Origin of the sequence: Micromonospora sp. CA-244673 (assembly GCF_050948395.1) — a bacterium.
GTDB lineage: Bacteria > Actinomycetota > Actinomycetes > Mycobacteriales > Micromonosporaceae > Micromonospora.
Genome location: NZ_CP192019.1, coordinates 1,717,023 through 1,736,796 on the forward strand (window position 1 = coordinate 1,717,023; position 19,774 = coordinate 1,736,796).

Genomic DNA, 19,774 nt, shown 5'->3' on the forward strand with positions numbered 1-19,774 from the left:
GGCCCGATGAAGATCGTCGGGCTGATGTCGGGGACCTCGTACGACGGGGTGGACGTGGTGGCGGCCGAGTTCACGCGGGACGGGGACACGCTGCGGCTGCGGCCGCTCGGGCACCGCAGCCTGGACTACCCGGACGACCTGCGGGCCGAGATCGGCGCGCTGCTGCCCCCGGCGGCCACCACCATCGAGGCGGTCTGCCGGCTGGACAACCGGCTCGGCGAGGTCTTCGCCGAGGCGGCGGCGGCCGGCGTCGAGCTGGCCGGTGGCACGGCCGACGCGGTGGTCTCGCCCGGGCAGACCGTCTTCCACTGGGTGGAGGCGGGCCGGGTGCGGGGCACCCTCCAGCTCGGCGCGCCGGCCCGGGTGGCCGCCCGGGTGGGCGTACCCGTGTTGCACGACCTGCGGTCGGCGGACGTGGCCGCCGGCGGCCAGGGCGCGCCGCTGGTCCCGGCCTTCGACGCGCTGCTGCTCGACGCGGCCGGCGGGCCGCGGGCGGCGCTCGCCCCGGACGGCAGCGGGCCGCGGGCGGCGCTGGGCCCGGACGGCGGCGGGCCGCGGGCGGCGCTTAATCTGGGCGGCATCGCGAACCTCACCGTGGTCGCCCCCGGGGCGCCGGTCCTCGGGTACGACGTGGGCCCGGCCAACGCCCTCCTGGACGCCGCGGCCCGGCGCCTCCTGGACCGTCCCTGCGACACCGACGGTGCGCGGGCGGCGGCCGGCCGGGTGCACGACGGGCTGCTGGCGCTGCTGCTGGCCGAGCCCTACTACGCCGCGCCCCCGCCCAAGTCGACCGGCAAGGAGCTGTTCCACGGCGGCTACCTGGACGACCGCCTCGCCGCCCTGGGCGAGCCGGTGGCCGCCGACGACGTGCTCGCCACGCTCACCGAGCTGACCGCCCGGACCGTCGCCGACGCCTGCGACCGGCACGGTGTGACCGAGGTCATCGCCGCCGGCGGGGGAGTGCGCAATCCCACACTCCGGGGCCGGCTCGCCGCCCTCGGGGAGGGACGCTGGCGGCTGCGCACCACCGACGAGCTGGGGGTGCCGGCCCAGGCCAAGGAGGCGTACGCGTTCGCCCTGCTGGGGTGGCTCTCCTGGCACGGGCTGCCCGGAGCCATCCCCTCGGTCACCGGGGCCTCCCGGGCCGCCGTGCTGGGCTCCTGGACCCCCTCCGGCCCGGCGTGGGCGGCCACCCCGCCGGTTCCGCCGCTCCGGCTGGTCGTCACCCCCTGATCCGGGGCCTGACCTGGGAAGATCCACGGCCGGGCTGCGGGCTGTCGGGTGGCCGATAGACTCTTCGGTCATGAGTGTTGAAGAGGGCACGGCCAACCACGGTCGGCTGCTGGGCACCGTCCGCGGCCCGCAGGACGTGAAGCGGATGACGGCCGAGCAGCTGGACATCCTCGCCGCCGAGATCCGGGACTTCCTGATCGCCAAGGTTTCCCGCACCGGCGGGCACGTCGGCCCCAACCTGGGCGTGGTCGAGCTGACCCTGGCCATGCACCGGGTCTTCGACTCGCCGCGCGACCGCCTCCTGTTCGACACGGGCCACCAGGCGTACGTACACAAGATCGTCACCGGCCGGCAGGACGGCTTCGACAAGCTCCGCCAGCGCGGTGGCCTCTCCGGCTACCCGAGCCAGGCCGAGAGCGAGCACGACCTCATCGAGAACTCGCACGCCTCCACCGCCCTGTCCTACGCCGACGGGCTTGCCAAGGCGTACGCGCTGCGCGGCGAGAAGCGCAGCGTCGTCGCCGTGGTCGGCGACGGCGCCCTCACCGGCGGCATGTGCTGGGAGGCGCTCAACAACATCGCCACCGCCGGCAACCCCCTCGTCATCGTGGTCAACGACAACGGCCGGTCCTACTCGCCGACCATCGGCGGCCTCGCCGACCACCTGTCGTCGCTGCGGCTCAACCCGAGCTACGAGAAGGTGCTCGACACCGTCAAGGACGCGCTCGGCTCGACCCCGCTGGTCGGCAGGCCGATGTACGAGGTGCTGCACGCGGTCAAGAAGGGCATCAAGGACGCGGTCGCCCCGCAGGCCATGTTCGAGGACCTCGGCATCAAGTACGTCGGCCCGGTCGACGGCCACGACGTCCCCGCCATCGAGTCGGCGCTGCGCGCCGCCAAGAACTTCGGTGGCCCGGTGATAGTGCACGCGGTCACCCGCAAGGGCTACGGCTACCGCGCCGCCGAGGAGGACGAGGCGGACCGCCTGCACGGCCCGGGCGGCGCGTTCGACATCGAGACAGGCAAGCTGCTCGCCGCGCCGTCGGTGAAGTGGACCCACGTCTTCGCCGACGAGCTGGTCACCATCGCCGACGAGCGCCCCGACGTGGTCGGCATCACCGCCGCCATGGCCGAGCCCACCGGCATCGCCACCCTGGCCCGCAAGTACCCCAACCGGGTGTACGACGTGGGCATCGCCGAGCAGCACGCCGCCACCTCGGCGGCCGGCCTGGCCCTGGGCGGCCTGCACCCGGTGGTCGCCGTCTACGCCACCTTCCTCAACCGTGCGTTCGACCAGGTCCTGCTCGACGTGGCCATGCACAAGCTGCCGGTCACCTTCGTGCTCGACCGCGCCGGCATCACCGGCCCCGACGGGCCCAGCCACTACGGCATCTGGGACATGTCGGTGTTCGGCGTGGTGCCCGGCCTGCGCGTCGCCGCGCCCCGCGACTCGGCCACCCTCCGCGAGGAGCTGCGCGAGGCGATCGCCGTGGACGACGGTCCGACCATCCTGCGCTTCCCGACCGGCACCGTGGCCGCCGACCTGCCGGCCGTGCGCCGGGTCGGCCCCGTCGACGTGCTGGCCGAGTCGGCGCGCACCGACGTGCTGCTGGTCGCGGTCGGCTCCTTCGCCGGCCTCGGCATGGAGGTCGCCACCCGGGTCGCCGAGCAGGGCTACGGCGTGACCGTGGTCGACCCGCGCTGGGTGCGTCCGGTGCCGGCCGAGCTCGTCGAGCTGGCCGCCGGGCACCGGCTCGTCGTCACCGTCGAGGACGGCGTCCGGGTCGGTGGCGTGGGTTCCGCCCTCGCGCAGGCCATGCGGGACGCCGACGTCCGGGTGCCGGTGAAGGACCTCGGCGTGCCGGCGGACTGGCACCCGCACGGGACCCGGGCGCAGATCCTGGCCGACCTGGGGCTCACGGCTCAGGACGTGGCGCGCAACGTCACCGGTTGGATCTCGGGGCTGGACGCGCAGTCCGTCGAGCCGGCCGCCGACGAGGCCACCGCCAAGAACTGACCCCAGCTACGCCGAAACGGGCGGTCCTGCCACGCGCAGGGCCGCCCCTTCGACGTCGAGGGCTGTAGCGACTGAGCCGCGCCCGGAGAGATCTTGGACGGAAACGGCCCCTATAGGGGCCACTTCGTACCAAGATCTCCAGCGGTCCCTCGGCGGGCCGTCAGGGGGCGGTTGGTTCGCACTCCGCCGTGAACGTGTCGAAGGCGACCGTTACCGTGCCGTCGGCGTTGAGGGTTGTGTGGTTCGTGATCCGGAGGGAGGCGTCGTTGCCCCGTCCGGGCCCCACGATCTTGAACACCAGTTGCTGGGTGGAGGTGATCGGCAGGCCGCCGGAGCCCTGGTTGTAGACGAAGAGGTTGACCCGGGTGCTCACGTACCGGTCCCCGGTCGTCGCGCCGATGCCGTGCACGTTCGACTGGGTCTCGACGATGTGCACGTGGAACCCGCCGGTCCCGTCGACGGTCACGTGGTAGACCTCGGAGATCGTGCCGTCGAAGTCGACGACCTCGCCGAGGCCGCCGTTGGCGCAGGGCAGGACGACCGAGAGGTCCAGCGGGGCCCGGAGGATCCGGGTGGTGGTGTCCGCGGCGTACGCGGGCGTCGGCCCGGCCACGAGCACGAACGACGGCGCGAGCAGCGCCACCGCCGAGGCGAGTCGCGCCTTTCCGGTGGACCTGATCCTGTGCATGGCGACCGTCCTTCCGGGACGCCCCGGCCGCGACCGACCGGGATCACCCCGGAATCTGCTCCCGCTGGGTGAGGGTGTCAATACGGTGCGCGTACGGCGGCGGGTCGGTCCTTCGGCTCGTCGTCACACGCCGGCAGCGAGCGGCGTCGACGGCGGAGACCGGGCTCAGCGCCCGCCCACCGACCGGTACCAGGTCTTCTCGGTGCCCGCCAGGCTGAACGTCTGCTTCCGCTCCGGCTGCTCCACGACCACCAGGCCCGGCCGGTCCACCAGCCGGGTCGTCCCCGGCGGCGCGGCGAACGAGGCGCCCTGCGTCCGCCAGGTCAGCACCGCGAGCGGCTGCCCCGGCACGGGCAGGTAGTAGGCCTGCAACGTGGTGGACCGGTCGGCAGGGGACACGACCGGCGTGCCGCCGCCCGCCGGCCGGTAGACCACCGCCGTCATCGTCCCGGTAGCGCTCTCCCAGGTGAGCTGCTCCAGCTCACCCGGCTCGCCACCGCCGAGGGTCACCGACCCGAGCGACCGCACGCCGATCTTCGCCATCGGCCACGACTCCGGCGCCGACCGGGGCGCCTGCCGGTCGCCGATCCGCCGCGGCACGCTCCCGAACGGCCCCCGCTCGCCGGCCAGCACGCAGGTGTCCAGCCCGGTCAGCGCCCGCTTCCCGGAGCCGGTCTCGTCCCGCACCAGCGGATAGCGGGGCGCCGCGGTCGCCGTACCCAGGTCGAGGACGCGGTCCGCGGCCCGGCCGCGCGGCAGTGAGCGGGTGGGCCGCAGCGTCGCGGTCACCGCCACGGCCTGGCAGGGCGGCACGGCGACCGGCTCGGTGATGCCGTCGGCCGCGGGCAGCGCCGTGCCGTCGGGGCCGAGCAGCCGTTCCACCCGGGCGGAGGTGAGGTAGCGGCGGCCGGTGGGCTGCTGGACGGGCAGCACGTCCGAGTAGACCAGGTAGCCGGGCTCGGTGTACTCGGTGGCGTGGGCGACCCGCCAGCGCTGCCCGTCGCGGTCGAGTTGCAGCAGCCAGGAGGCGGCCTCGCCGGGCACGTCCGCGGCGACCAGGGCGAGCGGCGACCCGGCGACCTCCCCGGAGTAGAGGATGCCCGAGGACGAGAGGTGGGCGCGGTCGTCGACGGGGGAGCGCCAGTCGCGTACGGCATCGGTGATCCCGGCGGTCGCGGCGGCGTCGCGGGCCAGGCTGCCCCGCGCCGGCCAGACCTTCAGGGTGCCGTCCAGGCTGTCGTAGCCGACCGGCAGCGCCGCGGGCTGCCGGTCGGCGATCGGGCCGCAGCCGGTCACCAGCAGGGCCAGCAGCGCGGTGGCCGTCGTGCCGCGTCGGCGGGCTGAAGCCACCCTGTACGCCCCCTGTATCCCATCGCAGGTCGTGTCCGGAAGCCCACATGGTACGAGACGGCCCGTCGCCCGGCCGCGCAGACCTCACCCTTTCGGCCGATGACCATTGAGGACGGTGGGACGTGCGATTCGTACGCCATTCTCCCGCTCCGGTAGACTCCGCCGACTGTGACGCCTGCCGAACCCCGTGGCGATTCGACGCCGGACGCCGACGCCCCGGGCGGACCGCTCTCCGTCATGGTGGACGAACCCACGGTCACCGAACGTGACCCGGAGCCGGCCGCGCCCGCCGCGCGGCGGCGGTGGCGGTGGACGCCGCGCCGGCTGGACCTTGCCGTGTACGGGGTGTTCCTGCTCGCCGCGCTCTGGGTGACCAGCGGGATCTGGGCCGACCCGGCCGGCCGGGTGGCCGCGCTCTACAGCAGCGACCCGGCACAGGTGCAGTTCTTCCTGGCCCACTCGGTGCGGGTCGTGCTGCACGGCGAGTACCCGTTCTACACCGACCAGTTCAACTATCCGGACGGCGTCAACCTGATGGCGAACACCGCCATCCTGGCCCTCGGCATCCCCATGGTGCCGGTGACCCTCCTGTTCGGACCGGCGGTCTCCTTCGTCACCCTTGTCACGCTGGGTCTCGCCGGCACGGCCGCCGCCTGGTACCGGGTGCTCTCCCGGCACCTGGTCCGCAACCGGCTGGCCGCCGCCGTGGGCGGCTGGTTCTGCGGGTTCTCGCCGGCCATGCTGTCGCACGCCAACTGGCATCCGAACATCATCAGCCAGTTCCTGCTGCCGTTCATCGTGTGGCGGGTGCTGGTGCTCACCCGCTCCACCCGGCCGGTCCGCGACGGCGCGCTGCTCGCCCTGCTGGTCACCGTCCAGGCGTTCGTCAACGAGGAGATCCTGCTCTTCACGGCGCTGGCCTGCGGGGTGTTCCTGCTCGCCGTCGTGGTGCAGCGGCGCGAACGGTGGTCCGCCGCGTCGCGGCCGCTCGCCGCCGGACTGGCCGTCTGCGCGGTGCTCGCCGGGGCGCTGCTGGCGTACCCGCTCTGGGTGCAGTTCGCCGGGCCGATGGCGTACCACGGGCTCAGCGACACGGTCCGCGACTACGGCAACGACATCGCCGCGTTCTTCACCCCCGGCTCGCCCACCCTGGGCGGCAACGAGCGGGCCAACGTCAACCTGGCCCCGAACTACTCGGAGGAGAACGCCTTCTTCGGCTGGAGCCTGTCGCTGCTGGCCGTCGGCATCGTGGTGTGGCTGCGCCGGGACGTGGTGGTCCGGGCGCTCGCCGCGACCGGGCTGTTCTTCGCCGTGCTCTCCCTGGGCGAGCGGGTCTCCTGGTGGGACCGGGACCTCGTCACCGGCCCGTGGGAGCTGCTGGTGAAGCTGCCGCTGCTGGACGCCGTGGTGCCCACCCGGTTCGGCCTGATCACCACCGTGGTGATCGGGGTGCTGCTGGCCCTGGCCGTCCAGCGGGCCGCGGCGCTGCGGGTCGTGGAGCGGCGCACCATGCGTACGCTGACCGCCGCCGGTCTGGTGTTCGCGCTGCTGCCCATCGCGCCCATGCCGCTGCAGGTCACCACCCGCCCGGCCGTGCCGAAGTTCATCACGGCCGACCGGTGGCGGCAGTACGTCGGCCCGGACCAGACGCTGGTCTCCGTGCCGGTGCCGGCCATGGGCAACACCGACCCGATGCGGTGGGCGGCCAGCACCGACCTGGCCTTCAAGATCCCCGGGGGCTACTTCCTGGCCCCGCGCAACGGGGTCACCGGCGACCCGGGCCGCTTCGGTGGCCGGCCCAGCGGCATCGGCGAGCTGCTCGCCGAGGTCGAGGCCACCGGGCGTACGCCGAAGCTCGACGACCGGCAGCGCCGCCGCTTCCTCGACGAGCTGCGGCACTGGCGGGCCGCCATCGTGGTGCTGCCGCTGAACGAGCAGAACGCCGAACCGCTGCGCCGCACCATGGAGCAGCTGGTCGGGCCCGCCCGGCAGGAGCTGGACGTGTGGTTGTGGGACGTCCGGACACTGACCAGCCAGTCCGCCTGACCGGCCCGGACCGCCCCGACCCCGCGCCCCGGCGCCGGTGGCGGCCGCGCCCGGTCGACGCGCTCGTGGCCGCCGGCTACCTCGGCCTGGCCGTGCTGCTCACCGCCGGCCAGTGGGGCCGGCCCGACCGGCTGTTCCACCAGGCCGGCGACCAGATGCTCTTCGAGTGGATGCTGGCCCGCGCCGCCCGGGCGGTGACCGGCGGCGAGAACCCGCTGCACAGCACCGCCTTGAACGTGCCGGACGGGGTCAACCTGATGGCCAACACCTCGGTGCTCGGGCTGGGCGTGCCGCTCACCCCGGTCACCGCGCTGTTCGGCTCGCAGGTGGCCTTCCTCGTCGCCGTGGTGCTGTGCCTCGCCGGCACCGCCACCGCCTGGTACGCGCTGCTCGCCCGCCGGCTGGTCCGCTCCCGGGCCGCCGCGGCGGTGGGCGGGCTGTTCTGCGGCTTCGCGCCGGGCCTCGTGTCGCAGGCCGGCGCGCACCTGCACATGGCGGCCCAGTTCCTCGTCCCGGTGATCCTCGGGCTGGTGTTCCGGCCGGCCGCGGACCGGGTCCGCCGGGACGGGATCCTGCTCGGGCTGGCCGTCGCGTACCAGGTCTTCCTCGGCGAGGAGGTGCTGGTCTTCCTGGCCCTCGCTGCCGGGGTGTTCGCCGGGGTGTACGCCCTCGCGGACCGGGCCGGTGCGCGCCGGCTGGCGCCCGTCGTGGCGGGCCGGCTCGGCATCGGCGCGCTGGTCGCCGGGGTGCTGCTGGCGTACCCGCTGTGGGTCCAGTTCCGCGGCCCCGGCCACTACGACGGGATGCCGTTCTACGCGCGGGGCTACCGGCTGGACCTGGCCTCCTACGCCACCGCCGCCCGGCAGACCGTCGCCGGGGACGGCTACCACGCCGGGCTGCTCTCCCCGAACCCCACCGAGCAGAACTCCTTCTTCGGGCCGTTCCTGCCACTGCTGGCCGTGCTGATCGTGGTCCGGCTGTGGCGGCGGCCCCTGGTCCGGGCCCTCGCGGCCTGCGGGCTGCTCTTCGCGCTGCTCTCCCTCGGCACCACCGTCGTGGTGAATCGGCACGACACCGGGCTGCCCGGGCCGTACCGGCTGCTCGCCGGCGTGCCGCTGCTCGACCTCGTGGTGCCGGCCCGGTTCGCGCTGGTGTGCGTACCCGTGCTCGGTGTGTTGCTGGCCCTCGCCCTGGACCGGGTCCGGCGCCGCGCGGCCCGGACCTGGGCGCCCTGGGCGGGCGCGGTCGCCGCCGCGCTGCTGCCGCTCACCCCGACCCCGATCCGCACCGTGCCGGCCATGCCGGTGCCGGCCTTCGTGGCCGACGGCGACTGGCGGGCGTACGTGCCGCCGGGGCGGACGCTGGTGCCGGTGCCGCCGGTCACCGGATCCGGGGTCAGCCCGGCCACCTTCTGGTCGGCGCGCACCGGGCTGGCCTTCGACGCGCCGGGCGGCTACTTCATCGGCCCCCGCGCAGGCGGCGACCCGACCGCGCACTGGGGCGCGCCCGACCTGCCCACCTCGCTGCTGCTGCGCCGGGCCGCCGAAACCGGCCAGGTGCCGCCGGTCGGCGACGCGGAACGCCGCCAGGCCGTCGCGGACCTGCGGCACTGGCGGGCGGCGGTGCTGGTGCAGGCCGACTCGACGCCGGGGGACCCGGTCCGCGCCACGGTGGACGCCCTGGTCGGCCCCGGCCGTGACGTCCCCGGCGCCCACCTGTGGGACGTCCGCCCCCTCCTCGGCTGATCTCCGTCAGACGCGGTCGCGGACGTCCCAGAGCCAGACGTCGTCGACCCGCTGCGGCGGCCCGAGCAGGGCCGTCATGAGGTCGCGGAGCACCGCCTCGCGGGGGTTCGCGCCGAGCACCACCACCGACGCCTTCCAGAAGCGCAGGTCGTCGAGGGCCTGGCGGCGGTTCTCCTCGGTGAGCGGCGGGACCTTGTTCGCGTCCATCGTGGCGTAGATGAGGGTGCTGGTCGGCCGGTTCGGTGCGCCGAAGACCCCCTCGCCCACCTCGTTCGGGCCGATGAAGTAGCCGCCGGGGATGGGGAACGCCTGCTCGGTGAGCGCGCTCCAGCGCAGCGTGGGCAGGCCGTGCACGTTGCTCGGGATCGGCACCGGCACCAGGGTGCGGCCGTCCGGCACGTAGGGCCGCCAGCCGCCCGCCGTGATGAAGTGCGGCGGCGGGTCGATCTGCTGGGCCGGCAGCGGGCGGGGGAACAGCGGGAGCAGGGCGGCCACGATGGCGGCGTACCCGACGAGGCGCAGCCGGCGCCGGCGCGACCCGGGAGGGGCCGAGCCGGTGCGCTGGGCGGGCACCGGCGGGCGGCCGCGCCCCGACAGGGCGTCCCAGGCCAGCGCGAGCAGCACGCCGACCGCGGCGGCCACCACCAGGCTGAGCCGGGTCGGCATCATCATCTCGACCAGCGGCAGGTTGTCCGGGACGTACGCCCAGGGGCCGTCCACGGTGGTCTCCACGCCGTCGAACCGCACCTTCGGGCCGATCGCGGCGACCGAGAAGACCACCACGAGCACGGCCAGGATCCGGGCCGGCACCGAGCGGCGCACCAGCAGCACCAGGGCGCCCAGCGCGACGAGCACCAGCGGCCAGCCGAACCAGGTGTTCTGCTCGGTCAGCCCGATGGTCTGCTCCACCGCCTCGTTCCCGGCGACGGTGTCCCGGGCGAAGGTGACGAAGGCCATCAGGTCCTCGCCCCAGTTGTGGAAGACCCCGCCCTGCAGGCCCCGGTAGGACTGCGGACCGTTGAACTGGAACCAGATCGGGTACGCGGTCAGCAGCAGGGCCAGCCCGCCGCCCACCCCGGCGGCGGCCAGGAACGCGCCGGCCCGCTCGCGCGCCGCGCGCGGGCGCTGCACCACCCACGCCACCACGACGACCAGGCAGGCCAGCGCGGTGAGCAGCAGCATCTCCTCGTTGATGAAGATCTGGTACGCCACGAGCAGGCCCAGCGCGATCCCGTTGCGCCGCCAGCGGCCCGGTTCGCCCAGCCGCAGCACCCGGGCCACGATCAGCGGGAGCAGGAAGTTGGAGACGAAGTTCGGCTGCCCGTTGGCGTGGTGCACGATGCCCGGGGCGAAACCGAGGAAGGCGCCGCCGACGAAGGCCGCCCCGCGCGAGCGCACCAGGTGCCGCGACAGCACCCAGTAGGAGGTGGCCGCGGTGGCCGAGAGCGCCGCGCCGAGGTAGAGCGCGTACATCACCTGCGGGCCGAGCAGCAGGGTGAGCGGCGCCAGCGGCAGGGTGACCCCGAGCAGCGAGGTGTTCGCCATCATGTTCACGCCGTCCGGCGCGTTCTGCCGGGCGGTGAAGAGCGGGTTCTCCAGGTGACGCACCGAGTACGCGCCGTGCGCGAAGAGCCATTCGAACCAGCTGTGGTCCGTCGGCAGGTGCGAGGAGACCCGGTGCTCCACGTCCCCCCAGTAGTTGAGGCAGACGAGAACCCCGAGCACCGCATAGGCTCCGATGGCCAGCACGTCGGCGCGGGCCGGCCGGCGTCGGAGCCGACGCGGCGGGTCCGCCACGACGGCCTCGGCCTCGACGGGCGAGGAGTTCAGCGAGGGTTCCACCACCGGCACAGCCACGACGGGCCATCGTACAGGCGGCACGTCCGCACGCCGGTCACGGCCGGGCCGCCGGTGCGGCGGCGCGGAGAGGGGGTGGTCGTGACCGTCATCGATCTGGGTGAGCTGCGCGACGACACCGCGCCCGACCCGGCGGCACGGCGGCGGCCGCGGGCCGTCGGCCGTCCGTTCCGGAGCGTCGTGGTGCTGCTGGTGGCGTTGGTCACGCTCACCGCCGGGGCCCCGCCGCCGCGGTCCGCCGTGCGCACCCTGCCCGGCGGCCCCGCGGCCGCCGCGTTCGTCTCCGGCGACCGGGTGTACGTGGTGCAGCCGTCCGACCCGCAGCGCGGTGTGGGCCGGCAACTCGTCGCCTACCGGGTCGCCGGGGGTCCTCCCCGGACACTCTGGCGGACCCTGCTGCCGGGCGAGGGAGCCGCCACCACGGTGTGGGAGCAGGACGGCACCGTGCTGCTCGTCGGGCGGACCGCCGGCGACTACCCGTGGGAGACGATCGGCTTCGACGCCCGCACCGGCCGGGTGAGCTGGCTCCAGCCCGGGGTGGGCTTCCCGGCCGGTGGGGCGCTGCTCATGCAGGTGCCCGAGATGACCGGCCGGGAGGCGATCCGCCGGGTGGCGGTGAGTGACGGCCGGACCCTCTGGTCGGTCCCGGGCACGCCGGACAACGTCGAGCTCGGGTTCGGTCCGTCGGGAGTGGACCGGCTGGTCCACCTGCCGGCCGCCGGCGAGACCGCCGTGTACGACGCGGCCAGCGGCACCAGGCTGGCCGCCCGCGACCTGACCCCCGGTGACCGACCCACCCGGCGGCGGACCCTGCTCGCCGCCGGGATGCTGCTGGTGCTGGGGGACGACATCGGCAGCGTCACCGCCTACGACCTGGACACCCTCCAACGGCGCTGGACGGCCCAGCTTCCGCTGGTCGGCTACGCCGAGCGGTGCGGCAGCCTGCTCTGCGCCAGCCGGCTGACCGGCGGGATGTGGGCGCTCGACCCCGCCACCGGCGCGGTGCGGTGGACCGACGACCGGTGGACGGGGACGATGGCGGCCTCCGGCGGCCGGCTCCTGGTCGCCGCGGGCGACCCCACGGCCACCGGAACCGCCCTGGCGGTGGTGGAGGAGGCCACCGGGCGGCTGGTGGCCGACCTCGGCCGGTGGGACGTGATCGCGCAGGACGAGTTCGACGGCCGGCTGTTCGGCGTCCGGCGGATAAGGAACAGCCGGCTGCTCCTCGTCGAACTGGACCCGGCCGGCGGCCGCCCCGAGGTGCGCGACGTGCTGGTCGGCGCCGTCGGCGACTGCCGGATGGGTGTGCGGCTGCTCGTCTGCCGCCACACGGACGGCGGGTTCGGGCTGTGGCGGCTGCCGTGAGCCCGGCAATCGAGCTGGGGGAGATGCGGCACGGCGAGGAGGCCGACGAGCCCGCCCCGGCGCCGGCCCGGCCGCCGGGACGGGTGGCCCGGGTGGTGGCGGTCGGCTGCCTCGCGCTGCTGACCCTGGCCGGCGCGGCCCCGCCGGCCCGGCCGCCCGCGGGGATCCGGGTCGCCGCCCCCCAGGGCGCCGTCTTCCTGGTCCTGGCGGACCGGCTCGTGGTGGCCGACGGCCCGGGCACCGTCGGCCGGGGCGGCCGCGTGGTCACCGGGCACCGGCTGCCCGGTGGGGAGCCGGTGTGGCGGTTCACCCTGCCGGCCGGGGACCACGTCCTCGGGCTGGGCACGGTGGCCGGCGGGCTGCTGGTGACGAGCAGCCCGGCCGGGGCCGGCGACACCCTCTCCACCCTGCTGGACCCGGTGACCGGCGTGGTGCGCTGGCGGCAGTCCGGCTACCCGGTGTCGACCGCGTCCGGCGGGGTGCTGTTCGAGACGCCGCGCGCGGCCGGGACGGGCACGGTCCTGGCCGTCGACCCGGCCTCCGGCGCGGTGCGCTGGTCGCTGCCGCTGCCCAGCAACGGGGTGGCGTACCGGACGGACGACCGGGGGCCGACCCAGATCGTGCTGGTCACGCCGGACGGCCGGGTGGAGGTGCACGACGCGGACTCCGGCGCGCTGGTCCACGCCGGCCGGGTGCCGCCCGCCGCGGACCGGGTCTCCTACCGGTTCACCCAGGTGGTGGCCGACCTGCTGCTGGTCGACGGCGCGCCGGGCACGGTCACCGCGTACGGGCTGGACCGGCTGGACCGGCGCTGGAACGTGCCGGTGGAGCCCCGCGCCGGGGTGTGGTTCGTCGAGTGCGCCGGAATGGTGTGCATCCGCGACCAGGTCGGCGGCGTACGGGCCCTCGACCCGGCCACCGGCCGGCCGGGCTGGGTCGACGACCGGTGGATCGGGATGGCGCCGGTCGGGGGCCGGCTGCTCGGCGCCCAGGCCGGCGTCGGGCTGGAGCTGGAGCTGTCGGTGCTCGACCCGGCCACCGGCCGCGCGCTCGCCCGGCTCGGCCGCTGGCGGACCGTGGGCGTCGAGAGCGGCCAGCTGCTCGGGCTGCGCCGCCTGACCGGCGACCGGACGCTGGTCGGCACGCTGGACGTGGCGGCCGGGGAGGCGCGGGTCCGGGCGGTGCTGCCCGGCTCCTGGGACGAGTGCGCCGACTCGGGCACCGCGCTGGTCTGCCTGCACCCCTCAGGCGGGCTGGTGATCTGGCGGACGGACCGCTGAGTCAGCGGGCGGCCGGCGGCCGGGTCACCAGTTGGCCTGCGCGGGCGCCGGCGGCAGCGGCACCGACTCGGGGCGCACCACGTAGACGACCCCACCGCTGCCACCCTGCCAGGCCGCCTCGAACGCCGCCCGGGGCACGGTCCGGCGCACCCCCTCGTCGTCGGGGGCGTACGGGTCGTTGAGCACCGGGTCGCCGTCGGCCGTGAAGCCGACCAGCACGATGAGGTGCCCCCGGGTGTCGTAGTCCAGCCCGGGCACCTGGCCCCGGGTGAAGGCCGCCGAGACGATCAGCGGGATGCCGGCGGCCACGAACCGTTCCGCCTCGGCCAGCGAGCGCAGCCGGGTGACGAAGGCGTCCACCCCGTGCAGCCCCGCGTACGCGGTGTTGAACGCCCAGTTCCCGGCCCCCGCGTACGCGTGGTCGTAGCAGTGCCGGGCGGCGTGCACCACCACGGGCCGGGGGCCGGGTGGGGCGACCCAGGCGTACCGGTCCGGGGTGGGGCCGGCGCCCCAGAAGTCGAGCACCATCGAGACGCAGGTGGGGCTGCACCAGGAGTCCCCGCCGCCGCCCCAGCGGGTCTCCCCGCCGGCGTGCAGCCGCTGCGCGTAGCGGGGCACGTCGAGCACCCGGCCCCGGGCGTCGCCGGCTTCCGTGCCGGCCCGGGCCGGCGCCGGGACCGGGACGGCGTCCGGTGCGCCACCCGCGCGGGCGGCCGGCGTGCCGGTGCCGGTCTGCGCACCGGCCGAGGCGACCACGCCGACCGTGCGCAGCACCGGGCCGGCCGGGGCGTCGGGCCGCCGGAGCAGGGTGACCCGGACCTGCCAGCCGGTGACCGTCGCGCCCGTGACGCGCAGGGTGTCGGCCGCGACGGAGGCCGCGTCGTCCGCCTGGCCCGGCACGGAGGAACGGTGGATGGCCGTGTCGTCGGCGGCCCACCGGCCCAGCTCGTACCAGCCGGTGGTGGCGGCCTCTCCGGCGCAGCCGCGCAGCTCCACCCGCAGCCAGCAGCCGGGTGGGGCGTCGGCGGTCCAGGAGGGGACCAGCTCGGCGACGGTGAAGCCCACCGGCACCACCGGGGAGGTCCAGGTCGCCGCGTCGTACCCGGCGGTGTCGCCGGAGTGCGGGTCGGTGTGGTCGAGGCGGCGGGCCGGCGTGGCCAGCACCAGCCCGTCCGGGCCGGCGGCCACCCCCTCGGCGGCGCCGAGCCGCAGGTCCGCCGGGAAGCGGAAGCGGTGGTACGTCACGTCCCGGCCGGGCTCGGCAGCGGTCATGCGGGCTCCCGTCGGGCTCGGGCCCGGGCCGGTGGCCGGGCGCTTGTCGCTCGCTGCCGGGCAGCATCGCGTACCTGAAGATTTTTTGCAACGACGGTGCGCGCGGGACGCTTGGCGGCCCGCACTAGGTTGTGGGAGGTCACGAGGTGGGAGGCCGGGATGCGGGTACTGGTGGTCGAGGACGAGCGGAACCTCGCCGACGCGATCGCGCGCGGGCTGCGCAAGCGCGGGATGGCCGTGGACGTCGCCTACGACGGCGACGCCGGGCACGAGGCCGCCTTCGTGACCCGCTACGACGTGGTGGTCCTGGACCGGGACCTGCCCGGCGTGCACGGCGACCGGATCTGCGCCGACCTGGCCGCCTCCGGCGCGCTGACCCGGGTGCTCATGCTGACCGCGAGCGTCACGGTCGCCGACCGGGTGGAGGGGTTGCAGCTCGGCGCCGACGACTACCTGCCCAAGCCGTTCGCCTTCGACGAGCTGGTCGCCCGGGTGCAGGCGCTGGGCCGGCGGGCCACCCCGGCCGCCCCGCCGGTGCTGGAGGTGGCGGACCTGGTGCTCGATCCGGCCCGCCGGGTGGTCACCCGCGGCGGGGAGCCGGTCGACCTGACCAACAAGGAGTTCGGCGTGCTGGCCGAGCTGCTCAAGGCGCGCGGCGCGGTGGTCTCCAGCGAGGAGTTGCTGGAGCGGGTCTGGGACGCGAACACCGACCCGTTCACCACCATCGTCCGGGTCACCGTGATGACACTGCGCAAGAAGCTCGGCGACCCGCCGCTGATCGACACGGTGGTCGGGGCGGGTTACCGGATCGGCGAGGCCACCTCATGACCGGCCGGTCGCGGCCGCGGCCCACCCTGCGGCTGCGGCTCACCCTGCTCAACGGGGTGCTGCTGGTCGGGGCCGGTGCGGTCCTCGTGCTGCTGGCCTGGCTGCTGGTCCGGGACGCGCTGCGCCCCACCGACGAGCTGCTGCCCGGCACCACGGTGGTGCTCGCCGACGGCCGCACCCTCGACGCCGGGCACTGGCAGCGGGAACTCGTCGACGCCGCCTCCCGCGAGCTGCTGGTCAAGGCCCTGGTGGCGCTGGTGGCGATCGGCATGGTCGGGATCGCCGGCGCGTACGCGGTGGCCGGCCGGGCGCTGCGCCCGCTGCACCAGGTCACCGCCACCGCCCGCCGGCTCGGCGAGACCACCCTCGACGAACGGATCGGCTGGTCCGGCGCCAACGACGAGGTGGCCGAGCTGGCCGAGACCTTCGACGCCATGCTCGACCGGATCAGCGCCGCGTTCGAGGCGCAGAAACGGTTCGTGGCCAACGCCTCGCACGAGCTGCGGACCCCGCTCGCGGTGATGCGCACCGAGATCGACGTGACGCTCAGCGACGACGAGGCGGACCTCGCCGAGTACCGCCGGATGGCCAGCGTGGTCCGGGACGCCTCGGAACGCGCCAACGGGCTGGTCGACGCGCTGCTGGTGCTGGCCCGCAGCGAGGCGCAGACGGGCGGCCGGCTGGCCCGGCGCACCGAGTTCGACCTCGCCGTGGGCACCGCCAACGCGCTCTCCGCGATGGCCCGCGAGGTGGAGCGGATCGGCCTGAAGGTGCACACCTCGCTGCGTGCCGCCCCGGTGGTCGGCGACCCGGGCCTGCTCGACCGGCTCGCCGGCAACCTGGTGGAGAACGCCGTCCGCTACAACCACCTGCACGGCCGGCTCTGGGTGCGGACCGGCACCGACGGCCAGCGGTCCTGGCTCGTGGTCGGGAACACCGGCTTCGAGGTCGCCCCCGCCGACGTGCCGGGGCTGTTCGAGCCCTTCCGGCGCGGCGGGCAGGAACGCACCGGCGCCCGCGGCTCCGGCCTCGGACTGTCCATCGTGCGCGCGGTCTGCGACGCCCACGGCGGCACCGTGAAGGCGGTCGCCCAGCCGGGCGGCGGCCTGGAGGTGACCGTCACCCTGCCCTCGGCCGACGCCCCCACGGCCACCTAGGAGCCGATCGGCGTCCGCGCGGCCGACCGACGGTACGCGCCGGACCGCCGACCTGACGGCCGCCGCCCGCCGAACCACCATCCGCGGCCACCTGTTCGTGCGGGCGGCCCGGCTGTCCCGTCCGGTCCCGCCGGGTGGTCGGGCGGGAGCGGCGCGGTGGTCGGGCAGAAAGCGTGGCCGGCGCTGGACGGCGGGTGACGGGTGGCCCAGGGTGAGTGCTGCGTCACGCCTGTCCGCACCAGTCTTCCGGAGCTGCCAGTGACCCCACCCTCGGCCCTCACGCGCCGTGTCCTCGTGGCCCTCGCCGCCGTCGCGCTCACCGCAGCCGGGCTGGCCCCGGCCGGTCCCGCCGCCGCCGCGCCCGGCCACACCACGCTGGTCAAAGCGACGCCCTCGACCGCCTCACCGGACATCATGGACGGCACGGTCGACGCGATCCACGACGCCGGCACGAAGATCATCGTGGCCGGCTCGTTCACCCGGGTGCAGAACCGCGCCTCCGACGTCGACATCACCCGCAACTACCTGCTCGCCTTCGACAAGGCGACCGGCACGGTGGACACCGCCTTCGCGCCGACCGTCGACAACGAGGTGTACGCGGTGGTCGCCGGACCCACCGCCGGGACCGTCTTCGTGGCCGGCAAGTTCAACACGGTCAACGGAGTCACCCGGCGCAAGGTGGCCCTGCTCAACGTCGCCACCGGCGCGGTGGTCACCAGCTTCGCCGGCCCGGCGTTCAACGGGCTCGTCAACGACATCGCCCTGGCCGGCGGGCGGCTGCTGGTGGGCGGCATCTTCACCGCGGCCGGGAACCCCAACCCGCGCGGCGGCCTCGCCTCGCTCAACGCGAGCACCGGCGCGGTGGACGGCTACCTCACCACGGCGCTCACCGAGCACCACAACTACGACGGGGTCAGCGGTTCCAACGCCGGCGTCGGCGCCGAGAAGCTGGCCGTCTCACCGGACGGCACGAAGCTCGTGGTGATCGGCAACTTCAAGAAGGCCGACGGGGTGCTGCACGACCAGATCGTCAAGCTGGACCTGGGCGCGACCGAGGCCACCGTGGCCGACTGGAACACCAGCCGGTACACCCCGCGCTGCGCCTGGTGGGCCTTCGACTCGTACATGCGGGACATTGCGTTCGCCCCGGACAGCAGCTACTTCGTGGTGGTGACCACCGGCGCCCCGAACGGCGGCACGCTCTGCGACGCGGCCGCCCGCTGGGAGGCCGACGCCACCGGCGCGAACCTCCAGCCCACCTGGGTCGACTACACCGGCGGCGACACCTACCTGTCAGTCGGCATCAGCGAGCAGGCGGTCTACGTCGGCGGCCACTTCCGCTGGTTGAACAACAGCTTCGGCGGGGACTCCGCCCAGGCCGGCGCCGTCGGCCGGGCCAGCATCGCGGCCCTCGACCCGGGTACGGGCCTGCCCCTGTCCTGGAACCCCGGCCGGCACCCGCGCGGCATCGGCGCCTCCGAGATGCTGGTCACCCCGGCCGGCCTCTGGGTCGGCTCGGACACCTCGTGGATCGGTAACTTCCAGTACCGGCGGGAGCGGATCGCGTTCTTCCCGCTGACCGGTGGCGCGGCGCCGCACCCGACCACCACGGCCGCCCTCCCGGGGAACGTGTACCAGGCCGGGGTCCCGGCGCCGACGAACGTGCTGTACCGGGTCAACGCGGGCGGTCCCCTGCTCGCCTCGACGGACACCGGGCCGGACTGGGCGGCCGACGACGGCGGCAGTCCCAGCCCGTACCACAACGCCGGCAGCAGTACGGCCGGCTTCGCGCCGGTCGGCGGCGTCGACGCCACCGTGCCGGCCGGGACCCCGGCGGCGCTCTACAGCGACGAGCGCTGGGACCCCGCCGGCGACACGGAGATGAGCTGGCAGTTCCCGGTGCCCGCGGGCACCGAGGTCCAGGTCCGGCTCTACCTGGCCAACCGGTACGACGGCACGTCCTCCGCCGGGTCCCGGGTCTTCGACGTGGCGGTGGAGGGAACCACCGTCCTGGACGACCTCGACCTGTCCGCCAGCGTCGGGCACAACGTGGGCACCATGCGGGCGTTCACCGTGGTCAGCGACGGCTCGGTCGGTGTCGACTTCCGGCACGTGGTGGAGAACCCCCTGGTCGACGGCATCGAGATCGTCAAGACGGGCACCCCGCCCGCCGGCACCGGCAACGAGGTGCAGACCCGGTCGTACGACGGTGGCACCACGGTCGGGGCGGCCGCCCCGGTGGCCGTGCCGGACGGCACCGCGTGGTCCACCGCGCGGGGCGCGTTCTGGGTCGGCGGCACGCTCTTCTACGGCATGAACGGGTCGCTGTGGCGGCGCACCTTCGACGGGTCCACCTTCGGCGCCGCGTCGGCCGTCGACCCGTACCACGACGCCTACTGGGACGCCGTGGAGACGGACTCCGGCCCGGCCGGCCAGACGTACGCCGGGGTGACGAACAACTTCTATCCGGAGATCCCCAACGTCACCGGCATGTTCTACAGCGGTGGCCGGCTCTACTACACCCTCGCGGGGCAGGGCGGCCTGTTCTGGCGCTGGTTCACACCGGACAGCGGCGTGGTCGGCGCGGAGAAGTTCACCATCGCCGGGGCGGGCGGCTTCGCCGACGCGGGCTCGGTCTTCCTGGCCGGCGGCACCCTCTACAAGGTCAACCGCAGCACCGGTGAGCTGTCGGCCACCGACTGGGCGGGTGGCGCGCCGGCCGCGGCGTTCACCGTGCGCAGCGGCCCGGCCGTGGACGGCGTCGACTGGCGGGCGAAGGCGGTCTTCGTCGGCCCGTGACCCGCTTCCCGTCCGGCCCGGTCCCGCCTCGCGGGGCCGGGCCGGGCTTGTCCCCGCCGCCGGGTGGTGACATGATCAGCGGCGTCAGCCCGAGCACGCGGAAGGGGGTGTGGTCGATGTTCACCGTGAACCGTCCC

General features: G+C 75.1%; 13 protein-coding genes. 9 read left to right on the plus strand and 4 right to left on the minus strand.

Going from position 1 to position 19,774, the window contains the following annotated elements; translation table 11 throughout:
- Positions 1–6 precede the first annotated feature (6 nt).
- Both ACQP12_RS08255 and dxs read left to right on the plus strand, forming a co-directional pair.
- The gene (locus ACQP12_RS08255; protein WP_433286321.1) at positions 7–1,233 is read left to right on the plus strand and encodes an anhydro-N-acetylmuramic acid kinase; all 1,227 of its coding nucleotides are present in this window, start codon (positions 7–9) and stop codon (positions 1,231–1,233) included.
- A gap of 70 nt (positions 1,234–1,303) precedes the next feature.
- Positions 1,304–3,250 (plus strand): 1-deoxy-D-xylulose-5-phosphate synthase, encoded by a 1,947-nt coding sequence (gene dxs, locus ACQP12_RS08260; protein ID WP_433286323.1) that lies wholly within the window; start codon positions 1,304–1,306, stop codon positions 3,248–3,250.
- A 160-nt stretch (positions 3,251–3,410) separates the two neighbouring features.
- Here the strand turns inward: dxs and ACQP12_RS08265 are convergent, their stop codons facing one another.
- Both ACQP12_RS08265 and ACQP12_RS08270 read right to left on the minus strand, forming a co-directional pair.
- On the minus strand, positions 3,411–3,938 hold the full coding sequence (locus tag ACQP12_RS08265; RefSeq protein WP_433286325.1) for a hypothetical protein: 528 nt from the start codon (positions 3,936–3,938) through the stop codon (positions 3,411–3,413).
- Positions 3,939–4,103: 165 nt separating this feature from the next.
- Positions 4,104–5,288, minus strand: coding sequence for a hypothetical protein (locus tag ACQP12_RS08270; protein ID WP_433286327.1), 1,185 nt, complete (start codon positions 5,286–5,288; stop codon positions 4,104–4,106).
- Between the two features lie 237 nt (positions 5,289–5,525).
- On the opposite strand from ACQP12_RS08270, the gene ACQP12_RS08275 reads away from it, so the two are divergent.
- Complete coding sequence (locus ACQP12_RS08275) at positions 5,526–7,334, plus strand: hypothetical protein (protein WP_433286329.1); 1,809 nt, start codon at positions 5,526–5,528, stop codon at positions 7,332–7,334.
- Positions 7,292–9,079 carry a hypothetical protein gene (locus ACQP12_RS08280; RefSeq protein ID WP_433286332.1) on the plus strand — a complete coding sequence of 596 codons (1,788 nt, stop codon included), beginning with the start codon at positions 7,292–7,294 and terminating at the stop codon, positions 9,077–9,079. Before ACQP12_RS08275 ends, ACQP12_RS08280 begins: the two co-directional genes overlap by 43 nt.
- Positions 9,080–9,085: 6 nt before the next feature.
- On the opposite strand, the gene ACQP12_RS08285 is transcribed toward ACQP12_RS08280, so the two are convergent.
- Complete coding sequence (locus ACQP12_RS08285) at positions 9,086–10,921, minus strand: hypothetical protein (RefSeq protein ID WP_433289178.1); 1,836 nt, start codon at positions 10,919–10,921, stop codon at positions 9,086–9,088.
- A 96-nt stretch (positions 10,922–11,017) separates the two neighbouring features.
- On the opposite strand from ACQP12_RS08285, the gene ACQP12_RS08290 reads away from it, so the two are divergent.
- Both ACQP12_RS08290 and ACQP12_RS08295 read left to right on the plus strand, forming a co-directional pair.
- Positions 11,018–12,301 carry a PQQ-binding-like beta-propeller repeat protein gene (locus tag ACQP12_RS08290; RefSeq protein ID WP_433286334.1) on the plus strand — a complete coding sequence of 428 codons (1,284 nt, stop codon included), beginning with the start codon at positions 11,018–11,020 and terminating at the stop codon, positions 12,299–12,301.
- Positions 12,298–13,581, plus strand: a complete 1,284-nt coding sequence (locus ACQP12_RS08295) for a PQQ-binding-like beta-propeller repeat protein (RefSeq protein ID WP_433286336.1) — start codon at positions 12,298–12,300, stop codon at positions 13,579–13,581. Before ACQP12_RS08290 ends, ACQP12_RS08295 begins: the two co-directional genes overlap by 4 nt.
- A 24-nt stretch (positions 13,582–13,605) precedes the next feature.
- Here ACQP12_RS08295 and ACQP12_RS08300 read toward each other — a convergent pair whose 3' ends face one another.
- A complete protein-coding gene (locus ACQP12_RS08300) occupies positions 13,606–14,853 on the minus strand; it encodes a C39 family peptidase (RefSeq protein ID WP_433286338.1) in 1,248 nt (415 codons plus the stop codon).
- A gap of 159 nt (positions 14,854–15,012) precedes the next feature.
- On the opposite strand from ACQP12_RS08300, the gene ACQP12_RS08305 reads away from it, so the two are divergent.
- From ACQP12_RS08305 to ACQP12_RS08315, 3 genes are all read left to right on the plus strand, one after another.
- The gene (locus ACQP12_RS08305) at positions 15,013–15,681 is read left to right on the plus strand and encodes a response regulator transcription factor (RefSeq protein WP_357942245.1); all 669 of its coding nucleotides are present in this window, start codon (positions 15,013–15,015) and stop codon (positions 15,679–15,681) included.
- A complete protein-coding gene (locus tag ACQP12_RS08310) occupies positions 15,678–16,838 on the plus strand; it encodes a sensor histidine kinase (protein WP_433286340.1) in 1,161 nt (386 codons plus the stop codon). The genes ACQP12_RS08305 and ACQP12_RS08310 overlap by 4 nt, the downstream gene beginning before the upstream one ends.
- Before the next feature lie 258 nt (positions 16,839–17,096).
- On the plus strand, positions 17,097–19,637 hold the full coding sequence (locus ACQP12_RS08315; RefSeq protein WP_433286342.1) for a malectin domain-containing carbohydrate-binding protein: 2,541 nt from the start codon (positions 17,097–17,099) through the stop codon (positions 19,635–19,637).
- Positions 19,638–19,774 lie beyond the last annotated feature (137 nt).

Bases quoted from the DNA above. Each gene is read 5' to 3' on its own strand.
- ACQP12_RS08255 (WP_433286321.1), top strand. From the start codon at position 7: ATGAAGATCGTCGGGCTGATGTCGGGGACCTCGTACGACGGGGTGGAC.
- dxs (WP_433286323.1), top strand. From the start codon at position 1,304: ATGAGTGTTGAAGAGGGCACGGCCAACCACGGTCGGCTGCTGGGCACC.
- ACQP12_RS08265 (WP_433286325.1), bottom strand. From the start codon at position 3,938: ATGCACAGGATCAGGTCCACCGGAAAGGCGCGACTCGCCTCGGCGGTG.
- ACQP12_RS08275 (WP_433286329.1), top strand. From the start codon at position 5,526: ATGGTGGACGAACCCACGGTCACCGAACGTGACCCGGAGCCGGCCGCG.
- ACQP12_RS08300 (WP_433286338.1), bottom strand. From the start codon at position 14,853: ATGACCGCTGCCGAGCCCGGCCGGGACGTGACGTACCACCGCTTCCGC.
- ACQP12_RS08305 (WP_357942245.1), top strand. From the start codon at position 15,013: ATGCGGGTACTGGTGGTCGAGGACGAGCGGAACCTCGCCGACGCGATC.
- ACQP12_RS08310 (WP_433286340.1), top strand. From the start codon at position 15,678: ATGACCGGCCGGTCGCGGCCGCGGCCCACCCTGCGGCTGCGGCTCACC.